Annotated in this window: 25 protein-coding genes; 10 read left to right on the top strand and 15 right to left on the bottom strand. The window is 70.7% G+C overall.

Annotated features, from left to right (window positions below):
* The first annotated feature begins 37 nt into the window (after positions 1-37).
* Positions 38-169, top strand: coding sequence for a hypothetical protein (locus ABEA33_RS00570; protein WP_345524558.1), 132 nt, complete (start codon positions 38-40; stop codon positions 167-169).
* Positions 170-176: 7 nt separating this feature from the next.
* Here the strand turns inward: ABEA33_RS00570 and ABEA33_RS00565 are convergent, their stop codons facing one another.
* Positions 177-437, bottom strand: a complete 261-nt coding sequence (locus ABEA33_RS00565) for a DUF4229 domain-containing protein (RefSeq protein WP_345524557.1) — start codon at positions 435-437, stop codon at positions 177-179.
* A 45-nt stretch (positions 438-482) separates the two neighbouring features.
* Between ABEA33_RS00565 and ABEA33_RS00560 the strand changes: the two genes are divergently transcribed.
* Positions 483-686: a hypothetical protein gene (locus ABEA33_RS00560; RefSeq protein ID WP_345524555.1), complete on the top strand. Its 204-nt coding sequence runs from the start codon at positions 483-485 to the stop codon at positions 684-686.
* Here the strand turns inward: ABEA33_RS00560 and ccsB are convergent.
* From ccsB to hemL, 6 genes are read right to left on the bottom strand one after another with little or no spacing between them, the layout of a single operon-like run.
* Entirely contained in the window at positions 683-1,717 is a 1,035-nt protein-coding gene (gene ccsB / locus ABEA33_RS00555) for a c-type cytochrome biogenesis protein CcsB (RefSeq protein ID WP_345524554.1), read from the bottom strand. The genes ABEA33_RS00560 and ccsB overlap by 4 nt on opposite strands.
* Positions 1,714-3,357 (bottom strand): cytochrome c biogenesis protein ResB, encoded by a 1,644-nt coding sequence (resB, locus tag ABEA33_RS00550; RefSeq protein WP_345524553.1) that lies wholly within the window; start codon positions 3,355-3,357, stop codon positions 1,714-1,716. Before resB ends, ccsB begins: the two co-directional genes overlap by 4 nt.
* A complete protein-coding gene (locus ABEA33_RS00545) occupies positions 3,354-4,115 on the bottom strand; it encodes a cytochrome c biogenesis CcdA family protein (RefSeq protein ID WP_345524552.1) in 762 nt (253 codons plus the stop codon). Before ABEA33_RS00545 ends, resB begins: the two co-directional genes overlap by 4 nt.
* Positions 4,108-4,695 carry a TlpA family protein disulfide reductase gene (locus tag ABEA33_RS00540; RefSeq protein ID WP_345524551.1) on the bottom strand — a complete coding sequence of 196 codons (588 nt, stop codon included), beginning with the start codon at positions 4,693-4,695 and terminating at the stop codon, positions 4,108-4,110. Before ABEA33_RS00540 ends, ABEA33_RS00545 begins: the two co-directional genes overlap by 8 nt.
* A complete protein-coding gene (locus ABEA33_RS00535; RefSeq protein WP_345524550.1) occupies positions 4,692-5,372 on the bottom strand; it encodes a histidine phosphatase family protein in 681 nt (226 codons plus the stop codon). Before ABEA33_RS00535 ends, ABEA33_RS00540 begins: the two co-directional genes overlap by 4 nt.
* A 9-nt stretch (positions 5,373-5,381) precedes the next feature.
* Entirely contained in the window at positions 5,382-6,692 is a 1,311-nt protein-coding gene (gene hemL / locus ABEA33_RS00530; RefSeq protein WP_345524549.1) for a glutamate-1-semialdehyde 2,1-aminomutase, read from the bottom strand.
* Between the two features lie 287 nt (positions 6,693-6,979).
* On the opposite strand from hemL, the gene ABEA33_RS00525 reads away from it, so the two are divergent.
* Positions 6,980-8,179 carry a lytic murein transglycosylase gene (locus ABEA33_RS00525; protein WP_345524548.1) on the top strand — a complete coding sequence of 400 codons (1,200 nt, stop codon included), beginning with the start codon at positions 6,980-6,982 and terminating at the stop codon, positions 8,177-8,179.
* A 112-nt stretch (positions 8,180-8,291) separates the two neighbouring features.
* Here the strand turns inward: ABEA33_RS00525 and ABEA33_RS00520 are convergent, their stop codons facing one another.
* The gene (locus ABEA33_RS00520) at positions 8,292-8,825 is read right to left on the bottom strand and encodes a cytochrome P450 (RefSeq protein ID WP_345524547.1); all 534 of its coding nucleotides are present in this window, start codon (positions 8,823-8,825) and stop codon (positions 8,292-8,294) included.
* A 212-nt stretch (positions 8,826-9,037) separates the two neighbouring features.
* On the opposite strand from ABEA33_RS00520, the gene ABEA33_RS00515 reads away from it, so the two are divergent.
* The 3 genes from ABEA33_RS00515 (at position 9,038) to ABEA33_RS00505 (ending at position 10,227) form a co-directional block, all read left to right on the top strand.
* A complete protein-coding gene (locus tag ABEA33_RS00515) occupies positions 9,038-9,190 on the top strand; it encodes a hypothetical protein (RefSeq protein ID WP_345524546.1) in 153 nt (50 codons plus the stop codon).
* A 60-nt stretch (positions 9,191-9,250) separates the two neighbouring features.
* The gene (locus ABEA33_RS00510) at positions 9,251-9,406 is read left to right on the top strand and encodes a hypothetical protein (RefSeq protein WP_345524545.1); all 156 of its coding nucleotides are present in this window, start codon (positions 9,251-9,253) and stop codon (positions 9,404-9,406) included.
* Between the two features lie 224 nt (positions 9,407-9,630).
* Entirely contained in the window at positions 9,631-10,227 is a 597-nt protein-coding gene (locus ABEA33_RS00505) for a TetR/AcrR family transcriptional regulator (protein ID WP_345524544.1), read from the top strand.
* Between the two features lie 7 nt (positions 10,228-10,234).
* On the opposite strand, the gene hemB is transcribed toward ABEA33_RS00505, so the two are convergent.
* The 5 genes from hemB to ABEA33_RS00480 form a co-directional block, all read right to left on the bottom strand.
* On the bottom strand, positions 10,235-11,236 hold the full coding sequence (gene hemB / locus ABEA33_RS00500; protein WP_345524543.1) for a porphobilinogen synthase: 1,002 nt from the start codon (positions 11,234-11,236) through the stop codon (positions 10,235-10,237).
* A gap of 124 nt (positions 11,237-11,360) precedes the next feature.
* Complete coding sequence (locus ABEA33_RS00495) at positions 11,361-13,025, bottom strand: bifunctional uroporphyrinogen-III C-methyltransferase/uroporphyrinogen-III synthase (RefSeq protein WP_345524542.1); 1,665 nt, start codon at positions 13,023-13,025, stop codon at positions 11,361-11,363.
* Positions 13,022-13,981, bottom strand: a complete 960-nt coding sequence (gene hemC, locus ABEA33_RS00490) for a hydroxymethylbilane synthase (RefSeq protein ID WP_345524541.1) — start codon at positions 13,979-13,981, stop codon at positions 13,022-13,024. The genes ABEA33_RS00495 and hemC overlap by 4 nt, the downstream gene beginning before the upstream one ends.
* Positions 13,978-15,273, bottom strand: a complete 1,296-nt coding sequence (locus tag ABEA33_RS00485) for a glutamyl-tRNA reductase (protein WP_345524540.1) — start codon at positions 15,271-15,273, stop codon at positions 13,978-13,980. Before ABEA33_RS00485 ends, hemC begins: the two co-directional genes overlap by 4 nt.
* Positions 15,274-15,340: 67 nt before the next feature.
* The gene (locus ABEA33_RS00480; protein WP_345524539.1) at positions 15,341-16,018 is read right to left on the bottom strand and encodes a redox-sensing transcriptional repressor Rex; all 678 of its coding nucleotides are present in this window, start codon (positions 16,016-16,018) and stop codon (positions 15,341-15,343) included.
* Between the two features lie 276 nt (positions 16,019-16,294).
* Here ABEA33_RS00480 and ABEA33_RS00475 point away from each other — a divergent pair, with 276 nt between their 5' ends.
* Positions 16,295-17,929 (top strand): methyl-accepting chemotaxis protein, encoded by a 1,635-nt coding sequence (locus tag ABEA33_RS00475; RefSeq protein ID WP_345524538.1) that lies wholly within the window; start codon positions 16,295-16,297, stop codon positions 17,927-17,929.
* Positions 17,930-17,944: 15 nt separating this feature from the next.
* Here the strand turns inward: ABEA33_RS00475 and ABEA33_RS00470 are convergent, their stop codons facing one another.
* Positions 17,945-18,202: a glutaredoxin family protein gene (locus ABEA33_RS00470; RefSeq protein WP_345524536.1), complete on the bottom strand. Its 258-nt coding sequence runs from the start codon at positions 18,200-18,202 to the stop codon at positions 17,945-17,947.
* 11 nt (positions 18,203-18,213) lie between these two features.
* The gene (locus ABEA33_RS00465; protein ID WP_345524535.1) at positions 18,214-19,761 is read right to left on the bottom strand and encodes a class I adenylate-forming enzyme family protein; all 1,548 of its coding nucleotides are present in this window, start codon (positions 19,759-19,761) and stop codon (positions 18,214-18,216) included.
* A gap of 53 nt (positions 19,762-19,814) precedes the next feature.
* On the opposite strand from ABEA33_RS00465, the gene ABEA33_RS00460 reads away from it, so the two are divergent.
* The 3 genes from ABEA33_RS00460 (at position 19,815) to ABEA33_RS00450 (ending at position 22,914) form a co-directional block, all read left to right on the top strand.
* Positions 19,815-20,699 carry an HAD family hydrolase gene (locus tag ABEA33_RS00460; protein ID WP_345524534.1) on the top strand — a complete coding sequence of 295 codons (885 nt, stop codon included), beginning with the start codon at positions 19,815-19,817 and terminating at the stop codon, positions 20,697-20,699.
* 120 nt (positions 20,700-20,819) lie between these two features.
* Positions 20,820-21,599, top strand: a complete 780-nt coding sequence (locus tag ABEA33_RS00455; RefSeq protein ID WP_345524532.1) for a sigma-70 family RNA polymerase sigma factor — start codon at positions 20,820-20,822, stop codon at positions 21,597-21,599.
* 79 nt (positions 21,600-21,678) lie between these two features.
* The gene (locus ABEA33_RS00450; protein ID WP_345524530.1) at positions 21,679-22,914 is read left to right on the top strand and encodes a DUF5667 domain-containing protein; all 1,236 of its coding nucleotides are present in this window, start codon (positions 21,679-21,681) and stop codon (positions 22,912-22,914) included.
* Positions 22,915-22,970: the final 56 nt, after the last annotated feature.

Here is a 22,970-nt window from a genome sequence, read left to right as displayed (position 1 = left end):
CGGCTGAGGCCACCCAGGCCCGGCGTACGCTCGAGGCATGTTCTGGGTGATCGTGCTGATCGTGGTGGCGGCCGTGCTGGCCTACCGCTTCCGGGTGCCACTGCTGGCCAAGCTGCTCGGCCAGGACAAGTCCCGCATCGAGCGCCGGCTCAACCAGCGCAAGGACTGAGCGGAGCTCAGTCCGCGTCCTCCTTGGACTTCATCTCTTCCATCTTGGCCGTCATCGCCTCGGCGCGGGTCTGCACCCGGCGGGCGAGCGCCTCACGCTGGTGGTTGAGCAGGAAGTACGACCCCATGCCGCTCATCAGGAACGCGATGACCACGGCCCACAGCAACGGCGCCGAGCCGGCGATCAGGAACCACACCCCGATGACGATTCCCAGGGACGCCAGGAACAGCACGATGCGTAGCAGGGTGTAGATCCAGAACTCCTTCACGGGGTTCAGCGTAGGCCGTGACCAGACGGGCCCTACGCTGGAGGGGTGAAGTTCCTCCTGGTGGTGATCCTGATCGCGGTCGCGGTCTACCTCATTACCCGCGCGATCCAGCGACGCGGCATCGCCCCGGCACCCAAGCAGCGTCCTCGACGCCCGGAGCCGCCCCGGTTCGTCGGGCCCGACGACGACCCCGACTTCCTGCGGGATCTCGATCGGAAGCGCAAACACCCCGAGGATCCCGAGGCCTAAGCCGAGTCCCGACTCAACGCGGGTGCGGGCTCGAGCGGGGCGATCTGCTTCGCTCCACCGGCGTACGAGTGCTGCGACGTCGTCGAGAAGTAGTTGATCCCGATGAAGTTGAACCACAGCGTGGCGACGCCGACCAGTGCGAGGATCGCGGCGTTGCGACCCTTCCAACCGGCGGTCGTGCGGGCGTGGAGGTACGCCGCGTAGACGACCCAGGTGATGAACGCCCAGACCTCCTTGGGGTCCCAGTTCCAGTACGACGACCAGGCCTGGTGCGCCCAGATCGGGCCGGTGATCAGCACCGCGAAGGTCCACACCGGGAAGCCGAAGGCGTGCAGTCGGTAGGAGACCCGGTCGAGCGCCTCGGGCTGCGGCAGCCGCGCGACGTAGCCCGTCTCCTGCGGCCCGTTCTTCGACAGCGACCGCGCCTTGACCAGGTAGAGCGCCGAGGTGATGCCGCCCAGGGTGAACGCACCGGTCGCGATGATCGCGGAGACGACGTGGATCACCAGCCAGTACGACGAGAGCGCCTCGGTCAGCGGGGCGACCGGCGCGTAGAGCCAGATCACCGCGACCATGAGGACCGTGAGCACGAACGCCAGCACGATCGGTGCCATCCAGGCGAGCCGGAACTTGCGGTAGAGCACGACGTAGAGGAACGCGACCACGAACGTGCCGGTCAGCGTGAACTCGTACATGTTGCCCCAGGGCACCCGGTTGGGGTCCGCGGCCATGCCCCGGGCGAACAGCGACACCGCCTGCACCGCGACCGCGATGCAGGTGATGAGGAAGCCGAGCCGACCGAAGAGCGCCGTACGACGAGCGCGTCCCTCAGCCTCGTCGCTGTGCGGTCCGGTCGCGACCGCGACCCCGCCTGGGATATCGATCGAGTCGCGTGCGGCGGCACCGCTCGCCAGCGGGACCTTGCGCAGGGACGCCCACTCGACGAGGTGCGCGAGGAGGGCGAGGAAGTAGAGCAAGCCCGCGGCCGCGACCGCCTGGTTGCTGAGGCTCTCCCACGCTGCGTCGGTCACGACTCGTCCTCTCGTTGCTGCTGCTTACCTGACTGCGGGCCTTGCAGGCTGGCCACCAGCTCGTCTACGACGACGGAGACGTCCCCGCCGCCGGACCGGTCGAGGGCGGCCACCTCGACCAGTGTGCCGTCACCCTGGCGACGGGCACGAACCCAGACCCGTCGCGGCCGGATGAAGAGCGAGCCGAGCAGGCCGATCAGCGCCATGACCACACCCGTCAGGGCGATCCACTTGCCGGGCGTCTGGCTGATCTGGATCTTGTTCCAGCGCTGGACTCCGCCATCGACACCGGGGGCCTTCTCGAAGGTCACCGACCCCAGGCCGTTGGGCAGCTTCGCCGTCTCGCCCGGTCGCAGGTCGAGGCGGTACGGCGTGCCGTCCTTCTTGGTCAGCATCGTGGTCTTGCTCTTGTCGAGCGCGTAGACCGACTGCGACGAGCCGTCGTCCATGCCCAGGTCGCCGGTGTAGACGAGCATCGAGATCATCGGGTCGAGCGGCTTGCCCAGCAGCGAGTAGTAGCTGCCGGTCTGGTCGGAGAACGCCACGGTCGGGTAGAACTCGCCCTCGAGCCCGATCTGGGTCGGTTCGGCGTCCGGCGCCTTGACCACGCCGATCGACTGGAAGCTCTGGCTGGTCGGCAGGAACGGCGTCGGGCCGCCCGAGATGTTGCCGTCAGCGTCCTTGATCGTGATCGTCGGCGCGTAACCGTGGCCGATCAGGAAGACGTCGGTGTCGCCGATCGACAGTGGGTGGTTGACCCGGAGGTCGTACTTCTTCTCCGGGGAGTCGCGACCCTCCCGATAGGTGAGGTGCGACTGGAAGCCGCGCGCCATGCCGGCGCGCCGGCCCGTCGTCAGCCAGTCGACGTCGAAGTCGTCGATCTTGAAGGAGAACGGCTCCATCTCATCGGCCCGGAAGAGGCTGCCCGGCTTGAACTCGTCGTATTGCGTCAGGTTGTTGGAGAACCCGAAGTCGTCGCCCACCAGGAGGATGACGCCGCCCTTGTAACCGAACATGCTGCCCAGCCCAAAGCCCACCAGTACTACCAGCACCGACAGGTGGAAGATCAGGTTGCCGACCTCGCGCAGGTAGCCGCGCTCCGCCGACACGGAGTCGCCCCCGTCCCCGGTGGTCGAGCCCGTCGAGACCGAGAGCCGGTAGCGACGCCGCTTCAGCAGCGCCGTCGCACGCTCGAGTGCGACCTCGGGAGCGTCGGTGGTCGTGTACGCCGCGTGGTCCGGCAGCCGGCTCAGGTTGCGAGGTGCCGCCGGCGGCTTGGCGCGCATGCCCCGCCAGTAGTGGAACGTGCGCGGCACGATGCAGCCGACCAGGGAGATCATCAGGAGGATGTAGATCGCGGAGAACCAGGCGGAGTCGTAGACCGAGAAGAGGCCTAGCCGTTCGTAGACCGGGGTCAGCTTGGGGTGGTCGGACTGCCAGTTCGACGTCTTGAGGGAGTCGACGCCCGTCTGCGGGATGATCGAGCCGGGGATGGCCGCGAGCGCGAGCAGGAGCAGGAGGATCAGGGCCGTCCGCATCGACGTGACCTGGCGCCAGACCCAGCGCAGCAGCTCACGGAAGCCCAGCTCGCCCGGGCGGCGGTCATCCTCGGGGGGACGAGTGCTCAGTACCGTGCTCATACGGGGGTCTCCGTCGTACCGACGAGGTGGAGCTGGACCCACGACACCGCCTCGGCCCACCAGCCGCTCAACAGCAGCAGGCCGACCGCGATCAGCATGACGCCGCCTGCCCGCATCACCCACACCTGGTGCCGGCGTACCCACCCGATCGCGGACAGCGCCTTCTCGTACGCGAGTCCGGTGAGGATGAACGGCAGACCCAGCCCGAGGGCGTAGAAGACTGAGAGGAACGCACCGCGCGCTGCCGTCCCCTCGCTGACGGCGAGCCCGTTGATGACGGCCAGGGTCGGTCCGAGGCACGGGGTCCACCCGAGACCGAAGAGGAAGCCGAGCAGCGGTGCCGCCGCCAGACCGACTGCTGGCACCTGGTGCACGCGCCACTCACGGTTCAGGAACGGGAGCCAGCCCGCGAAGGCCAAGCCCAGCACGATGCTGATCGCACCGAGCACGATCGCGAGCTGGCGGTCCCACTCGACCAGCCAGGAGCCGAGTGCACCGCTGGCCGTCCCCAGGATCACGAAGACGGTCGTGAAGCCGAGCACGAAGAGCACCGAGCCCAGGAACATCCGGCCGCGCCGGGTCCCGGCGACCCCGTTCGCGAGGTCAGCGCCCGACAGGCCGGTGGCGTAGGAGAGGTAGCCGGGCAGCAGCGGGATCACACAGGGGGAGAAGAACGACACCAGCCCGGCCACCAGTGCGACCGGCACCGCGAGGGCGAGCGAGCCGGACAACGCGGTCGACTCGAACCAGTCAGCCATCGGCCGACTGCTTCGGGGTGTCCTCGACGTCCGCGACTAGGTCGACGAGGGTCTGCGTCGAGGGCAGCCGGCCGAGGATGCTCGCGGCGATCCGTCCGTCCTGGTCGAGGACCACGAACGCCGGGATGCTCTTCGGTCCCAGGGTGCCGGGGAACTGGAGCATCGCCTGGCCATCCGGCGAGTAGAACGACGGGTAGGGGACCTCGAAGTTGCGCACGAACGACTTGGCATTGTCGGTCGACGAGTCGCGCAGGTTGATGCCGACGAACTGGGCGCGGTCACCGAGCTCGGTGGCGGCCGCGACCACGTCCGGAGCCTCACCCCGGCACGGCCCGCACCAGGAGCCCCACACCGCCACGACGACGGGCTTGCCCCGGAAGTCGGCGATGTCGAGCGGCTTGCCGTCGAGGTCCTCGCCGGTCAGCTCGATCGGGTCCTTGCGATCGGCGGCGTCGACAGTGCGGATCCTGCCGTCGCCGGAGACGAAGCCTTTGTCACCGGTGCCCTGCAGAGACGTACAGGCGGTAAGGGCGAGCAGCAGCGGCACAGCCACTCCCAGGAGTGTCCGCTTCAACGTCACGGGCGCTGCTCCTCGGGTGCGCCACCGGCCGAGAACGGCGCCTTCTTGTCCTTGACCGGGATCAGGTCGCCGGCGGGCTCCGAGTAGCTCACCTGGGTGATCTTGTCGCCGACGAAGTGCAACGACGTGAGCGAGCACAGGGTGCACTCCCGACGCCGGGGGTCGTGCAGCTGGCGCCGGCCCTCGACGTGCAGTCGGGTGCTCCAGATCGGCAACTGGTGGGAGACGATCACCGCCTCGTGGCCGACCGCCGCCGCGCGGGCGTCCTCGACCGCCGCCATCATCCGGGCGACGATCTGCTGGTGCGGCTCGCCCCAGGACGGCCGGACCGGGTTGTAGAAGTGCTTCCAGATGCGGGGACGCTTGATGATCGACCACGGCCCCTGACCGAAGCTCAGGCCCTCCAGCTTGTTGGCCGACTCGATGACCCGCTCGTCGGTGACGATCTCCAGGCCACGCGCCGCCGCGAGCGGCCTGGCCGTCTCCTGCGCCCGCTCCAGGGGCGAGACCCGCAGGTGCACGATGTCGCGGTCGCCGATGCTCTCGGCGATCCGCTGCGCCATCGTGTTGCCCAGGTCCGAGAGGTGGAACCCGTCGCGGCGGCCGTAGAGGATGCCCTCAGGGTTGTGCACCTCGCCGTGGCGCAGCAGGTGGACGATCGTGTCGGGCGTGGTCATGGGTGTCTCCTACGCCTGGGCGGCGGCAGCCGCGCGGGCAGCGTCGGGCAGCGCGTCGAGCACGGTCTGCACGGCGCGGTCGTCGTGGGCTGCGGACAGGAACCACGCCTCGTACGCCGACGGCGGCAGGTAGACCCCCGCATCGAGCATCGCGTGGAAGAAGGCGGCGTACGCCGAGGCGTCGGTGCGCGACGCCGACTCGAAGTCACGCACCTGGCCCTCGGCGAAGAACACCGAGAACATCGTGCCGGTCGCCTGCACCACGTGGGCGACCCCGGCCTCGCTGAGGGCGTCAGACACGGCCGTCTTGATCGTGTCGGCGGCGACACCGATGTGGTCGTAGACCTCGTCGGTCGCCAGCCGCAGCGTGGCGAGGCCGGCGGTCGTGGCGATCGGGTTCCCCGAGAGCGTGCCTGCCTGGTAGACGGGCCCCTCGGGCACGAGCCGCGACATCACGTCGGCGCGACCACCGAACGCCGCGGCCGGGAAGCCACCGCCCATCACCTTGCCGAAGGTCATCAGGTCGGGGCGCCAGCCCTCGACCGCACCGTCGAGGCCCCACTGGCCGAGCTTGCTGGCGCGGAAGCCGGTCATCACCTCGTCGCTGACGAAGAGGGCGCCGTGGCGCGTGCAGGTCTCGGAGAGGAAGGCGTTGAACCCCGGCTCCGGGGGGACGACACCCATGTTGCCGGGAGCGGCTTCCGTGATCAGGCAGGCGATCCGGTCCGGATACTCGGCGAACACCTTGTCGACCGCTGCCCGGTCGTTGTAGGGCAGCACCAGCGTCAGCTCGGTCGACGAGACCGGGACACCGGGCGTCCCGGGTACGGCGAACGTGGCCAGCCCGGAGCCGGCCGAGGCCAGCAGCGAGTCGACATGGCCGTGGTAGCAGCCGGCGAACTTCACGACGATGTCGCGGCCGGTGAAGCCGCGAGCCAGCCGGATCGCGGACATGGTGGCCTCGGTGCCGGACGACACGAAGCGGACCCGCTCCACCGGCGTACGCGCCACGATCTCCTCAGCCAGCTCGACCTCGGGCTCCGTGGGGGTGCCGTACGACGTGCCGCGGGCGACCGCCTCCGCCACCCGGGCCTGCACCTCGGGGTGGGCGTGCCCCAGCAGCATCGGACCCCATGAGCAGATCAGGTCGACGTACTCGTTGCCGTCGGCGTCGGTCAGCCAGGCACCGGCCGCGGAGCGGATGAAGCGCGGGGTGCCGCCGACCGCGTTGAAGGCCCGCACGGGCGAGTTCACCCCGCCGGGAGTCACCGCTCGAGCCCGCTCGAAGAGGGCAGCGCTGGCGTCGGTGGGTCGGGGCACCGGGCCATTGTCCCCGAGCCGCCCAACCAGCCCCAGTCGAGGGCCGTCCGCCGCCCTCCGAGGGTGCTCCAGACCACGTCACCAGGGGTTCACCCGGGGGTCACCGGGCGTCCGACGAGAACGGGTTTCACCGTCACGACCTGCGGGAATGGTCGTGACACCCGATGAACGGCTGCACGGCAGCGCCAACCGACGTACCGTAACTGGTGAGGGGCTCGGTCGTTTGACGTCCGTCACACGGGGTGCTGAGGGAGCATGCGGAGTCCGAGGGAGCAGGAGCCAGGTAGATGAGCAGGTCGACAGCGCGCTTCAGGCACGGGCACAAGATCATGGCGCTCGTCCCGCTGGCCATCCTCTCCGTTGCCTGGACCGCGAGCATCGCCACGACCGGCGCCGGCAGCGCGCTGGCCGACGGGCAGTCCGACACCAAGCTCCCCGACGGCACCAGCCTCCCGACCGAGGCGATCGAGGCCCCGGCCAGCGTCTCCGCCGCCGGCGGCGTCGCACCCGGCATCACCGGCGACGCCCAGCAGGCCGTCGCGACCGCCTCGACCTCCGGCATCCCGGCCGCCGCGCTCGCGGCCTACCAGCGCGCCGAGACCGTCATCAACTCCGCCGACCCGGGCTGCCACCTCTCCTGGCAGCTGGTCGCCGCGATCGGCCGGGTCGAGTCCGACCACGGCCGCACCAACGGCAACTCGCTCGACACCCAGGGCGTTGCGAAGCCCGGCATCTTCGGGTTGCCGCTCAACGGTGCCGACGGCACCAGCCGGATCTCCGACACCGACGCCGGCCAGTACGACGCCGACAGCACCTGGGACCGCGCGGTCGGCCCGATGCAGTTCATCCCCTCCACCTGGTCGGTGGTCGGGGTGGACGCCGACGGCGACGGCCAGCGCAACCCGCAGGACGTCGACGACGCGGCGCTCGCCACCGCGGTCTACCTCTGCTCCGGCGGAGACGACCTCGGCACCACGCCGGGCCAGCGCGCCGCCGTCTACCGCTACAACCACAGCCAGTCGTACGTCGACCTGGTGCTGTCGATCATGGCGGCCTACCTCGACGGCGAGTTCACCTCGGTGCCCAACGGTGTGACCTCCGCCGGCTACGTCGTCCCGCAGCCCACGCCGACCGGCGACGACAAGCCGCACAAGGGCACCAAGAAGCACGACAAGGGCGACAAGCCCAAGGGCGACGACACCAGCGACGACGACACCGACAAGCCGACGTCGAAGCCGACGCCGAAGCCGACCCAGCAGCCGACCCAGCAGCCGAGCAGCGACCCGACCACCCTCCCGACGGGAGGCCCGAAGCTCCCGCTGCCGACGCTGACCCTGCCGCCGCTGCCGTCGACCTCGATCGCCCCGGTCGACCAGCTGCTCACCCAGGTCCAGGCCCGGGCCCAGTGCCTGCTCGATGGCTACATCGACAACATCCTCAAGAACGACGACCCGTACGACCAGTGCGTGTACGCGTACACGCACTGATGTAGGACGCGTCAGCGGACTACATCCGTGGTGGTCGAGCAGCGACCGCGGAACGAGGTCGCCGACGGAGCGTGTCGAGACCCGGTGAGCCGAGAGGCAATCCAGAGTGCGCTCATCGCACGGGCAGCGAGGCGAACCCGCGGATCGGCCCCGACCGGAGCCGCTCGGCGTCGGCGAGGTCCGCGTCCCAGCTGAACGCCGGGTTGGCGAGGAGCGCGTCGAGAGCGATCCGGGCCTCCATCCGCGCCAGGGATGCCCCGAGGCAGAAGTGGATGCCGCGACCGAGGGCGACAGGTGGCTCCGGACTGCGGCCGATGTCGAAGACCTCAGCATCCGGGAACGCGCGGTCGTCGCGGTTCGCGGACCCGAACAGCAGCAGCACCGACTCGCCGGGCTTCATCTGCTGTCCGTACAGCTCGACCTCCCTGGTCAGGGTGCGACCGATCCCCTGGACCGGTGAGTCGTAGCGGAGCAGCTCCTCGATCGCCAGCGGCACCAGGTCCGGATCGGCCCTCAGCTGATCCCGGATCTCGGGGTGGTCGGCGAGCAGGGCGACACCGTTGGAGAGCAGGTTCGTGGTCGTCTCGTGGCCGGCCACGAGCAGGAGGAAGCAGAAGCCGAGCAGCTTCCTCACTGAGGCGCTCACCCTCGACCTCCGCCTGGACGAGCGCCGTCATCAGGTCGTCCTCGGGGCGCGCGCGACGTTCGGCGAGGAAGCTCCCGAAGTAGTCGTAGAGCGCCGCCGCAGCCGCCATGCCGGTACCCATCTCGCCCAGCATCGGGTTGGACTGGACCAGGGTGGTGGACCAGGCCCGGAAGCGGTCCCGGTCCTCGCGGGGCACGCCCAGCATGTCGGCGATGACGATGGCCGGGAGCGGCCCGGAGAACCCGGACACGAGGTCCCAGGAGCCGGTCGAAGGCATCTGGTCGAGCAGCTCGTGGGCGACGGCGTGGACGGTCGAGTCGAGTCCGGCGATGCGGCGAGGCGTGAAGGCCCTGCTGACGAGCTGACGCAGTTGCGTGTGCCGGGGTGGGTCGCTCATCACCAGCATCGGCAGAAAGAGCTCGGTCATGTCCACCCCGGGCGGGGTGGGGTACACACCCGATGCCGAGGAGTACGTCGCCGGGTCGGTGAGTGCCGCCGAGACGTCGTCGTACCGGCTGAGCACCCACGATCTCGCCTCCGCGGACCAGTACACCGGCGCCTCGTCGCGGAGCTCGCGATAGACGGGATAGGGGTCCGCGATGATCTCCGGATCGAACGGGCTGTACGTCAGTTGCTGATCGAGCATCGGCAGACCCCTGTCAGAGGCGGTGCGCTCCCCCGTGGTGCACCGACGATCCATATTCCGAGTTTGGACTGGCAGTACAACATACGATGTGGGTCCGGGTCGAGGGGTTCGGCGAGCCGCGCCGGGGACGCGGCCGGCATGCGAGAACGTAGGCGGGCGATGAGGAAACTTCCGGCCAAGCTGGCCAGCCGGCTGTACGACGCGGCAGAGCTGATCGCCGAGCGCGGCCTGGACGGCACCAAGATCGACGACATCGCCGAGGTCACGGGCATCCCCAAGGCGACGATCTACTACCACCTCGACGGCAAGAACGGCGTCCTGCAGTTCCTGCTGGGCGACATGCTGGACCTGGTGGCCGGCGCGGTCGGGGTCGCGGTGAGCGGGGACGAGGACGCGCGGACCCGGCTCCAGGCGGCCGTCGTGGCGCAGCTGAGCGTGATGCTCGAGCACCCGTTCCTGTGTCGGGCCCTGGTGGGCGACCTCGGACGGGTGGCCCGGCTGCCCGAGCTGACGCTCGCCGTGCACGCCACCTTCTTCGAGCCGATCGAGCGGCTGCTCGCGGAGGGTGTCGCCGACGGGTCGCTTCGCCAGGTCGCCGATCCGGGGACCGTCGCGATGAGCGTCTTCGGGGCGATCACCATCGCCGGCCTCAGTGCTGCCGCCGAGGGACCGCACGACGATCCCGCCGCGGACGCGGCCCGCCTCGCTGCCGGGATCAGCGAGCTGATCCTCGACGGTCTGGCGACTCGCGGCTAGTGGCGCCTCAGCGAGCGAGCAGGCGGGCCACTTCACTCGCCCAGTAGGTGAGCACCACGTCGGCGCCGGCGCGCCGGATCGAGGTGAGCGTCTCGAGGATCGCCGCCTCGCGCTCGATCCACCCGTTGGCCGCCGCCGCCTCGACCATGGCGTACTCGCCCGAGATGTTGTACGCCGCAACCGGGACGTCGACGGCCTCGCGGACCCGGTGCAGCACGTCGAGGTAGGCGAGGGCCGGCTTCACCATCACGATGTCGGCGCCCTCGGCGACGTCGAGGAGCGCCTCCCGCACACCCTCACGGGCGTTGCCGGGGTCCTGCTGATAGGTCCGCCGATCGCCCTGGAGTGAGGAGTCGACGGCCTCGCGGAACGGGCCGAAGAAGGCCGAGGCGTACTTCGCGGAGTAGGCCAGGATCGAGACGTCGCTGTGCTCGGCGGCATCGAGCGCCGCGCGGATCACCGCGACCTGGCCGTCCATCATCCCGCTCGGCCCGACCATGTCGACGCCGGCGTGGGCCTGCGCACGCGCCATCTCGGCGTACGCCTCGAGGGTGCGGTCGTTGTCGACCTTCCCGTCCGGGGTGAGCACGCCACAGTGGCCGTGGTCGGTGAACTCGTCGAGGCACAGGTCGCTCATCACCGTGAGCGCGTCGCCCACCTCGGCGACCACGTCGGTGATCGCGAGGTTGAGTACGCCGCCCGGGTCGATCGCTCCCGAGCCGGTGGCGTCCTTGCTCTCCGGGATGCCGAACAGCATCACGCCGCCGAGCCCAAGGTCGGCGGCCTCGGCCACCGCCGTGAGCAGCGAGTCCCGGGTGTGCTGGACGACGCCGGGCATCGACGAGATCGGGCGCGGCTCGTCGAGGCCCTCACGCACGAACAGCGGCAACACCAGCTGGCGTGCCTCGAGCGACGTCTCCCCCACCATCCGGCGCAGGGCCGGGGTGGTGCGCAGCCGGCGCGGCCGGATCAGGGGTCCGGCCACCGGGTCTGGCAGCTGATCGTTCATCGCTCGATCCTCCTCCTGCTACTCGATCTCGACACGGCCGTCGCCCCTTCGTACCTCAAGAGCGGGCCTTGCTCGATCTCCTCGCTTGCGCGGTGGTCCGCTTCGCGGACCACCGCGGCTCGGATCACTCCGCGCGCACCCGCCGACGGGCTGAAGGCTTCCGCTCGGACGGCTTGGTCACCGGCTGGCCGGCCTCGACCAGCGAAGCGCGACGAGCGGCGCCGAAGTCGGCGAGCGCATCGACGAGCTCCTCGACGTCCGGGCGGCTGGCCAGGACGTCGACGCGCAGGCCGTGCTCCTCGGCCGTCTTCGCCGTGGCGGGCCCGATCACCGCGATCACCGTCGAGGCGTGCGGCTTGCCTGCGATGCCGACCAGGTTGCGCACCGTCGAGGACGACGTGAAGACGACGGCGTCGAACTTGCCGGTCTTGATCGCATCGCGGGTCTCGGGGGCCGGCGGGGCGGCCCGGACGGTGCGGTACGCCGTGACGTCGTCGCACTCCCAGCCCAGGTCGATCAGGCCGGCAACGAGGTTCTCGGTGGCGATGTCGGCGCGGGGCAGGAAGACCCGGTTGATCGGGTCGAGCGCCTCGTCGTACTCCGGCCAGTTCGCCAACAGCCCGGCGGCCGACTGACCGGCTGGATCATTTGCTGAGGGCACCAGGTCGGCACGCAGGCCCCAGTCGCCGATGGCCTCGGCGGTCTTGTCACCGACCGCGGCGATCTTGAGGCCGGAGAAGGCACGAGCGTCGAGGCCGTACTCCTCGAACTTCTCGCGCACGGCCTTCACCGCGTTGACGGAGGTGAACGCGATCCACTCGTAGCGGCCCTCGACCAGTCCGCGGACGGCCTTGTCCATCTGCTGCGGGTTGCGCGGCGGCTCGACCGAGATGGTCGGCACCTCGTCCGGGACGGCGCCGTAGCCGCGCAGCCGCTCGGAGAGCGAGCCCGCCTGCTCCTTGGTGCGGGGCACCAGGACGCGCCAGCCGAAGAGCGGCTTGGTCTCGAACCACGACAGCGTCTCGCGGAGGTCGACGACGTCGCCCACCACGGTGACGGCGGGCGGCGACATCCGCGCGGCGCGGGCGTCGGCGGCGATCCGCTCGAGGGTGGAGGTGACCGTGGCCTGCTCGGTCGTCGTGCCGACCCGAGTCATCGCAACCGGGGTCTGCGCCGAACGGCCGGCCGCGACCAGCGCCTTGGCGATGTCACCGATCTGACCGACGGCCGACAGCAGCACGAGCGTGCGCTTGTCGGCGTACTGGCTCCAGTCGACCTTGTCGCCACAGGTGACGACGGCGACCTCTCGGTGGTCCTTCGTGGTCAGCGGGATGCCGGCGTACGCCGGGACCGCGTTGACGGAGGAGACGCCGGGGACGATCTCGAAGGCGAGGTCCGCCTTGACGCACGCCTGCGCCTCCTCGGGACCGGAGGCGTAGAGGAACGGGTCACCCGACATCAGCCGGACGACGCGCAGGCCCTTCTTGGCGTGCTTGACGACGACCTTGCCGCGCGCGGCATGCGTCAACGGCTGGCCGTCCTCGCCGAAGCCACCGTCGACGATCTGGGGGCCGACAGGCTCCAGGGCGTCCTCGGTGGGCACCGGCAGGTCGAGGACCTTCCGGATCAGCTCGGCGTGCTCAGGCACCTCGGTCACGACGACGTCGGCACGCCGCAGCAGCTCGACGGCGCGCACCGTCAACAGGCCCGGGTCGCCGGGCCCGCTGCCGACGAACGACACCCAACCGCGCGGCTGGCTCTGGTTCGGGCTGGTCTTGGCTCGGGTCATGCGTTCTGCACCTTGTCTAGCGAGTCGTTCGTTGGTGGCGTCAGGTCTGCCGCGCCGTCGGCGAGCATCTCCTTCGCGAGCCGGTCACCGACGCCCGCGGCGTCGGCGGGATCCCCGGTGGCGGACATCCGCACCGAGAGCCCCCCGTCGGGTGAGAGCGCTATCGCCCGCACCCACAGCTCCTCGCCGTCCTCGCCCTCGGCCACGTCGGCCAGGGCTCCGATCGGCGCGGAGCAGCCTCCTTCAAGCGTCGCGAGCACGGCTCGCTCGGCCTCGACCGCGGCGCGGGTCCGCGGGTCGTCCATCACCTCGCGCAGCTGGGCTGCGAGGTCGTCATCGGTGCGGCACTCGACCGCGAGCGCGCCCTGCCCGGGAGCCGGCAGCATCTGCAGCGGGTCGAGCACCTCGGTCACCTCATCGAGGCGGCCGATGCGGGCCAGGCCGGCGCGGGCGAGCACGACGGCGTCGTACTCACCGGAGCGGACCTTGGCGATCCGGGTGTCCACGTTGCCGCGCACGCCCACGACCTCGACACCGAGGCCGAGTGCGTGCAGCAGGGCTGCGCGCCGGGGCGAACCGGTGCCCACCTTGCTGCCCACGGGCAGCTCACCGAGCGTCAGGCCGTCGCGGGCGACGACCACGTCGCGCGGGTCCTCACGGGTGGGTACGGCCGCGAGGGTGATGCCCTCGGCTGCGTACGTCGGCAGGTCCTTGAGCGAGTGGACGGCGACGTCGACTCGGCCGTCGAGCAGTGCGTCACGCAGCGCGCTGACGAAAACACCGGTCGTCGAGCTGCCCGCGAGCGGCGTGCCGGCCGCCTGGCTGCGGTCGCCCTCGGTGCTGATCTCGACGAGCTCGACCTCGCGGCCGAGCCGCTCGGTGATCTGGTCAGCGACCAGCTGGGACTGGGTGGTGGCGAGGACCGAGGCGCGGGTTCCGATCCGGATGGCAGTCATGACGAAAGGCCCTCCGGTCGGGTGACGGCGTCGACGGCCTCGGGGTCGAGGGCGAAGAGCTCGGCGAGCGCCGCGGCGTAGGAGACGGCGCCGGACTCGTTGGCCAGCTCCTTGACCCGGACGGTCGGCTCGTGGAGCAGCTTGTCGGCGACCCGGCGGACGGTGTGCAGGACCTCGGCGCGGGTGGCGGGGTCGAGGTCGGGCAGGCGGCCGGAGAGGCGGTCCATCTCGGCGTCGACGACGGAGGTGGCCATCGACCGCAGCGCGACGACGGTCGGGGTGACGCTCGCCTGGCGACGGGCGGAGAGGAACGCCGCGACCTCCTGGGTCACGATCCGCCGCACCGCCTCGACCTCTCGGCCGGCCTCGGAGTCGCGGAGCTCGTCGGCGAGCTCGGCGAGGTTGATCAGCGTGACGCCCGGCAGCGCGCCGGCCTCGGGCTCGACGTCGTGCGGGAGAGCCAGGTCGACGATCGCGAGCTCGCGGCCATCGACGGTCGCGGCCGCCACCATCGCGGCGGTGACGATGGTGCCCGTCGAGCCCGTGCACGAGACGACGACATCGGCGAGCGCAAGCTCGGCCTCGAGGTCGGCGAGCAGGGCCGAGCGGGCGCCGTACTCCCCCGCGAGGCGGTCGGCGTTGCCGGAGGTGCGGTTGGCGACGGTGACGCTGGCGGCACCGCGTCGCGACAGCGTCGCGGTCGCGAGGCCGGCCATAGCGCCGGCGCCGAGCACCAGGGCCCGCTTGCCGGACAGGTCGCCGACGGCCGTGTGGCTGCGGTCGAGCGCGGCGGAGACCAGCGAGGGCGCGGCCCGGTCGATGTCGGTCTCGGCCCGGGCGCGCTTGCCGACCCGGAGGGCCTGCTGGAAGAGCACGTTGAGCGAGGGACCGACGGTGCCGATCTCCTGACCCGCACTGAGGGCGTCGCGGGTCTGACCGAGGATCTGGCCCTCACCGAGCGCCATCGAGTCGAGCCCGGCCACCACCTGGAACAGGTGGGAGACGGCGCCGTCGTCGTAGTGGACGTAGAGGTGCGGCAGCATCGCCTCGGTGGCCTCGCCGGCGCGCTCGATGAGCAGCCGGGACACCTCCTCGACGCTGCCGTGGAAGCGGTCGACGTCGGCGTAGATCTCGAGGCGGTTGCAGGTCGCGATGACCGTCACCTCGGTGACGTGCTCGCACGCGGCGACGTCGTCGATCAGCTTGTGGACGCCGTCCCCGTCGAGGGCGACCCGCTCCAGGAGCGAGACCGGCGCGGACTTGTGGGACATACCCACGACGAGAACGCTCATGCGGGGCCTCCGCGGAGTCGTGGGCTGGAGGAGCGAAGCGGGGCAAGCGTGCGACTTCGTGGGGTGTTCATGCGGTGGCCGCCTTCCGCTGCTCGTGGTAGGCCAGGATCTGCAGCTCGATCGACAGGTCGACCTTGCGGACGTCGACCTGGTCGGGGACCGAGAGCACGATCGGCGCGAAGTTGAGGATGCTGGTGATGCCGCAGGCGACCATCCGGTCAGCGACGTCCTGGGCGGCGACGGCGGGCGTCGCGATCACCCCGATGGCGACCCCGTGGTCGCCGACGATCTGCTCCAGGTTGTCGAACGCCTGCACCTCCACACCGGCGACGACCTCGTCGCGACGGGCCGGGTCGGCGTCCAGGAGAGCTACCACCCGGAAGCCCCGGCTCCGGAAGCCGGAGTAGTTGGCGAGCGCCTGACCGAGGTTGCCGATGCCGACGATGACCACGGGCCAGTCCTGGGTCACCCCGATCTCGCGGGCGATCTGGTAGCGCAGGTACTCGACGTCGTACCCGACGCCGCGGGTGCCGTAGCTGCCGAGGTACGAGAGGTCCTTGCGCAGCTTGGCGCTGTTGACGCCGGCGGCGACGGCGAGCTCCTCGCTGGAGCAGGTGCCGGTGCCCTGCTCGGACAGCGTCGTGAGCGCCCGCAGGTAGATGGGCAGCCGCGCGACCGTCGCTTCGGGGATGTCCCGAGAGCTGTCGGCTGATGTCCGTCCGGTCACTGCAGTTGCCTTCTCCATAGCCAGGGGGCTGCTGGGCCGTCGTCGGACGCAGTCGAACGTCTCCGTTCCCCGTGCCCGGCGGCTCGATCACTGTAGGAGTTTGTGAACGGGAGAACAAAACGAGAGCAGGCCAGCCGGGCCGTACGGCTAGCACATGTGAGATGAACCACCTCACGCGGGTCTCCCGGACAGCTTTTTGAGCACACCTCTTGATCAGGTCGAGAACCTGCCGATGGGTGAGGTGTCGCAGTCCACCCGCAACCGCGGTCAGCCCGATCTCGAGGAGCAACTCCCATGGCACGCGTGAACTCCACGCCCGCTGCTCACCCGTCCGTCATCACCAAGTGGTGGTCCGATCGCCGGATCCGCACCAAGATCCTGGTCCCGGCCGTGGTCGGCGTTGTGGCCGCCCTGATCGTCGGCATCCTGGGCATGGTCCAGCTGAACCGCGCAGCGGACACCAGTCAGGCGATCTACAGCAACAACCTCACCGCGGTCCGCGTGCTCGGGGAGATCGCGGTCACCCGCAAGAGCCTGGCGATCAGCGCCCGCGACATCCTGCTCGCCGGCAACGGCCCGGACGAGAAGGCCACGCAGGAGGAGTACGTCGCGCTCCAGGACACATTCCTGCAGCAGGTCGACGAGTACGTCGCCACCGGCGTCACCACCGCCAACGCGGCCCACGTGGCCAAGATCCGCGAACTGCTTCCCGCCTACATCGACGCGGTCGACACCCAGCTGGGCCCGCTCGCCGAGAAGCAGGAGCTCAACCGCTGGCTCACGGTCAACAACTCCGACGTCTCCCCGCTCGCCGAGGAGATCAGCACCGAGCTCGGGGCGCTCTCTGACTCGGAGCAGGCACAGGCCCTGTCCAGGGCCAAGTCCGCGCACTCCAGCTACACCGCCGCCCGCAACACCTCGATCATCGTGCTCACCCTCGGGATCATCGCCGTCCTCGCGATCGGCCTGCTCGTCTCTCGTCGGATCGCCAGCGCCGTCGCCCAGGTCCGCAAGGTGGCCGACGCCATGGCCGAGGGGGACCTCACCCGGACCAGCGGCCTCACCAGCCGGGACGAGATCGGCCTGATGGGCTCGAGCCTCGATGTCGCCACCGGCAACCTGCGCGGCCTGATCGGCACCATGTCGGAGTCGTCGGAGGCGCTCGCCGCGGCGTCGGAGGAGCTGTCGGCGTCGTCGCAGCAGATCGCAGCCGGCGCCGAGGAGACCTCGGTCCAGGCCGGAGTCGTCTCAGGTGCTGCCGACGAGGTGTCGCGCAACGTGCAGACCGTCGCGGCCGGCTCGGAGCAGATGGGCGCCTCCATCCGCGAGATCGCGACGTCGGCCAACGACGCCGCACGCGTGGCCTCCCAGGCCGTCTCCATGGCCGAGAGCACCAACGAGTCGGTCGCCAAGCTGGGCGTCTCCTCGCAGGAGATCGGCAACGTGGTCAAGGTGATCACCTCGATCGCCGAGCAGACCAACCTGCTCGCGCTGAACGCCACCATCGAGGCCGCCCGTGCCGGCGAGGCCGGCAAGGGCTTCGCGGTCGTGGCCAACGAGGTCAAGGAGCTCGCTCAGGAGACCGCGCGGGCCACCGAGGACATCGCGCGCCGGGTCGAGGCCATCCAGGGCGACACCACCGACGCCGTCGGGGCGATCGGTGAGATCTCCGAGATCATCGCCTCTATCAATGACTACCAGCTCACCATCGCCTCGGCGGTCGAGGAGCAGACCGCGACCACCAACGAGATGTCGCGCAACGTCGCCGAGGCCTCCACGGGCTCCAGCGAGATCGCCACCAACATCACCGGAGTGTCCTCGGCGGCAGACGCCACGACCCAGGCGCTCGCGCAGACGCGCACCGCCGTCGACGAGGTGTCGCGGATGGCCGTCGAGCTGCGCGGGTCCGTGGCCCGCTTCTCGGTCTGAGGGCCGAGGCTGCGATCAGTGGACGAGCGCCGTCCGGAGACGGCGCTCGTCCACCCGCCAGAAGTCGTGCTGCCGGCCGTCGACGAGGGTCACCGGGATCTCCTCGCCGTACCGCGCGGTCAGGGTCGGGTCGCCGTCGATCGACACCTCGACGTACGCCTCACCCAGGTCGGCGCAGACTCGCTCGATCACCGCGCGGGCGTCGTCACACAGGTGGCAGCCCGGGCGCGAGTAGAGCGTGATCCGGGGGGCTGTCGTTCCAGGCTCGGTCACCGCAGGCTCCGTCATTCCAACAGGCCCAGGGAACGACGTCGCTCGATGCCTCGGAGCCGGCCCTTCTGGACCTTGCCCGTGACGGTGCGCGGCAGCTCGTCGACGATCTCGATCCGCAACGGCTGCTTGAACCGCGCCAGGCGTACGGCGCAGTGGTCGCGCACCGCTGCCGTGATGAGCTCCGGGTCGGCGCCGGGCGCGCGGACGTAGGCGACGACCGCCTCGCCGGTCTGCTCGTGCGACACCCCGATGACCGCCACCTCGGCGACGCCCGGGACCTCCTCGATGACGTCCTCGACCTCGACCGGGTACACGTTGAAGCCGGAGACGATGACGAGCTCCTTGAGGCGGTCGACCAGGAACAGGTCGCCGCTGACGTCGAGGAAGCCGACGTCCCCGGTGGGCCACCAGCCCTCGTCGTCGGGGCCGCCGGCGCCGTCGGGCCAGTAGCCGCTGAACAAGTTGGCTCCGCGGATCTCGATCTCACCCGGGTCGTCGCCCTCCGGGGGCCGGCCGTCGTCATCGAGGAGCCGGACGCCGATGCCGGGGAGGGCCGCGCCGACGGAGCCCACCTGGAAGGTCTCGCTGCACAGCGTGCTGGTCACTACCGGCGATGCCTCGGTGAGCCCGTAGCCCTGGTGGACGGGTACGCCGGTGCGCTCGCTGAACTCGCGCACCACCTCGGGACTGAGCGGCCCGGAGCCGGACAGCATCAGGCGGACCGGTCCGAGCCGCTCCTTCAGGTCGGGCTCGTCGCGCCAGTAGGCGAAGACCGGCGGGGCGACCGGTACGACACTGCAGGCCTCGTCGTCGATGATCGCCAGCGTCTCCTGGGGATCGAACCGCTCGACCAGCACGAGCTTGGCGCGGTGCCGGAGCACGCCTCCGAGCACGGCGTTGAGGCCGTAGACGTGGAAGAGCGGCAGCACCCCGAGCACGACGTCGTCTCCGTGCATCATCGGCGGCTCGACCCGGGCGACCTGCTCGATGTTGGCGAGCAGCGCCCGATGGGTGAGCATCGCGGCGCGCGGCAGGCCCGACGTACCACTCGTGTAGAGGAGCGCCGCGAGCTTCTCCGGATCCTGCAGGGGCGGCAGGGGGCGTGCAGGCTGCGCGCGGAGCTGGTCGTAGCCGCGCTCCCCCGGTCGCAGCGTGGCGCCGACGACGACCAGGCGCGGAGGTGTCTCGAGGGTCGCGACAGCCTCGCGTACGGCGACGACGGTCTCGGAGTCGGCGACCACGATCCGGGAGCCGGAGTCCTGGACCATCCGGGCGAGCTCGCTCGGCGTCGAGCGTGGGTTGACCGGCACAGCCACGGCCTGCGCCCGGAGGACCCCGAGGTACGTCGTGACGAACTCGATCCGGTTGCCGATCGCGATCAGGACCCGGTGCCCGCCGACGATCCCGGAGGCGGCGAGGCCGGTGGCGACCCGGCCCACCTCGTCCTCGAGCTCGGCCCAGGTCAGGCTCCGCCCGCCAGCCTCGACGACCGCGAGGCGGTCGGGGCTCTCTCCAGCCGCCTCGGTGACGAGCTCGGCCACGTCGCGGATGCCGGACATGGGTGGATACTTCCACACCCGCAACGGGCGCCGGATGGGTCTACCCTGCGGATGTGACGCCCGCCGACCGCCGACCGCGACCACGCAACCTGCAGCAGCGGTCCACCCTGGCAGGCGAGGCAGCGGCCGCGGCCACGGAGGTGGAGTCGGCGCTCGCCGCGCCACCCGATGCCGGGGCGGCTGCGTTCTTCGACGTGGACAACACGGTGATGCAGGGCGCCAGCATCTTCCACCTCGCCCGGGGGCTGCACCGACGCAAGTTCTTCACCACCCGCGACATCCTCGGTGCTGCCTGGAAGCAGGCCTACTTCCGCGTCGTCGGCGTCGAGGACCCCGAGCACGTCGCCGAGGCCCGCTCGTCGGCCCTGAGCTTCATCGCCGGCCACACCGTCGCCGAGCTCGAGGAGCTGGGCGAGGAGATCTTCGACGAGGGCATGGCCCATCGGATCTGGCCCGGCACCCGCGCACTCGCGCAGCTCCACCTCGACGAGGGGCAGCGGGTGTGGCTGGTGACCGCTGCCCCGATCGAGATCGCCCAGATCATCGCCCGCCGGCTCGGCCTGACGGGCGCCATGGGCACGGTCGCCGAGCACGTGGACGGCGTCTACACCGGCCACCTCGTCGGCGACATGCTGCACGGGCCCGCCAAGGGCGAGGCCGTCAAGGCGCTGGCCGCTCGGGAGGGCCTCGACCTGCGCCGCTGCTCGGCGTACTCCGACTCCTACAACGACCTGCCGATGCTCTCGCTGGTCGGCGACCCCTGCGCGATCAACCCGGACGCCAAGCTGCGCGCGCACGCACGCGAGCAGGGGTGGCGGATCCGCGACTACCGCACCGGCCGCAAGGCGCTGCGCGCCGGCCTGGTCGCGGGCGGGATCGCGGGCGCGGCGAGCGGCACGATCGCCGCTGGCCTGGCCCTGCGCGGCCGGCGCCACTGATGCTCCGCCGTTTGAGACCGCCGGCGCCGGCACCGGCTTTACCTTCTGGTCTGGTCCAGGAGGAGTAACTCGCGTTTACCGGGGAATGGCTGAGGAGGGAAGCATGGGAGGGTTCGTCACATGGCACAGGTCGGTCACGACGTCGCACGCGGGCTCGACGCCCTGCGCCGGCTCGTCGCCGAGGCCCTGCTGCCCCTTCCGGCGCCATCCGTCCCAGCGCTTCCCGGGGGGCCCGCCGGCTACTGGCTGCTGACGGAGGCGGCCACCAGCCGCACGAGCGCGACCGGCGGCGGCCCCGGCGGGTACGACGACTCCGACCTGGCCGCCTCCTCCGAGGAGGACGAGTCCGAGCGCGGACGGCTGATCGCGCTCGTCGAGCTGGCCCGCCAGGGCGACGCCGAGGCGTTCGGACTGCTCTACGACCACTACCAGGGATCGGTCTACCGGTTCCTCTTCTACCGGACCCGCTCGAGCACGCTGGCCGAGGACCTCACCTCGGAGACCTTCTTCCGCGCGCTGCGGAGCATGAACGGCTTCCGCTGGCAGGGCAAGGACTTCGGCGCCTGGCTGATGACGATCGCGCGCAACCTGGCCACCGACCACTTCAAGGCGGGCCGCACCCGCCTGGAGATGACCACGGAGGACATGAGCCTCCACGACGACGCGACCGACGGACCCGAGGGGACGGTCCTCGCCGGCCTCACCAACGAGGTCCTGATGCAGGCCCTCACCGAGCTGCCCGCCGAGCAGCGCGACTGCCTCGTGATGCGCTTCCTCCAGGGGATGAGCATCGCCGAGACGGCCGCCGTCCTCGGGCGCAGCGACGGCGCCGTCAAGCAGCTCCAGCTCCGTGGGGTGCGCAACCTCGCCAAGCTGATGCCGGAAGGGATCCGGGACTGATGCCGCGACTCCCCGCAATCGTTCAGGCGGATCGCCGATCCGCCGTAACTCCGCCGCCTGACCCCTCGTTGAGCACGACATGACATGGGGGCTCCGGGCGCGTCGTCGCGCTGACGACTTCGACACCCTGGTCGAGCTGTCCTCGACCGGTGCCGCCAGACACGCTGACCACGCGCGCGACACCGACGCGCGAGACGCACAGCTCCTCGAGCTGGTCGGCGCCCTGCGCGGCGTCCCCGCACCGCAGCCACGGCCGGAGTTCGTCGCCGCCCTGCGCAGCCGGCTGATGGCGGAGGCAGAGTCCGCGCTCGTCCCGGACGACGCGGCCAGGCTCAGGCTCCCCGCCCGTCGTACATCTCGCGAACGCCGGATCGCCGCTGTCGTCGGCGGTCTCGCGATCGCCGGCGCCACGACCTCGGTCGCCGTGGCGTCCCAGTCGGCGCTGCCCGGCGAGTCGCTCTACCCGATCAAACGGATCATCGAGTCGGCCCACACCGGTCTGTCGCTCGGGGAGCAGCGCAAGGGCAGCACCGAGCTCGCCAACGCCTCCAGCCGCCTCGACGAGGTCACCGCACTGACCCAGGACAGCGACCTCGGCGACGACGAGCGGATCGCCAGCACCCTCGGCACGTTCACCGAGCAGGCCACCGCGGGCGCTGATCTGCTGCTGGCCGACTACGCCCACACCGGCCGGGCGTCCTCGATCGCCACGCTTCGCGACTTCGCGTCGAGCAGCATGGACCGGCTCATCGAGATCGAGCCGCAGATCCCGTACGCCGCCCGCGACGAGCTGATCGCCGCGGCCAACACGCTCGCCCAGATCGATGCCGAGGCGGAGCAGCAGTGCGCCACCTGCGGCGGCACGCCGATCACCTCGATCCCGCTGCCCTTCGCCGCCGAGACGATCGACCTGCCCGCCGTACCGTCCGCCCAGCCGATCAACCAGTCCGACATCGTGCCGGGCAAGGGCAAGCGCGACGGCACGAAGCACAGCACGGACCAGGGCAACGACCCGACGACCGACCCGACGACCGACCCGGCGCTGCCCGAGGTCGATGGCGCCGTCCCGCCGGGCAGCGTCCTCGACCCGGCCGACCCCACGCCGAGCGGCACCCCGAACCCGGTCAAGGACCTGACCGACGGGCTGACCGGCGTGCTCACCGGGAAGGACCCGAGCGGCAGCAAGCCTCCGTCCGGCGCCAGTCCGACGGCCTCGCCGCTCAATCAGGTCGTCGACGGGGTCGACGGGATCCTGCACGGCGTGCTCGACCCGGTCACGGGGCTGCTGCTCCCGGGGAGCAAGCCGACGCCTTAGCGGAGACGCGCCAGCGGATCCGCTGATGGTGATCGAGCAAGCCGCACGACCGAGCT

The organism is Nocardioides endophyticus (assembly GCF_039543845.1).
Lineage (GTDB): Bacteria > Actinomycetota > Actinomycetes > Propionibacteriales > Nocardioidaceae > Nocardioides > Nocardioides endophyticus.
Note: the sequence above shows the minus strand (reverse complement) of the source record. Positions and strands in the feature narration are given on the sequence as shown.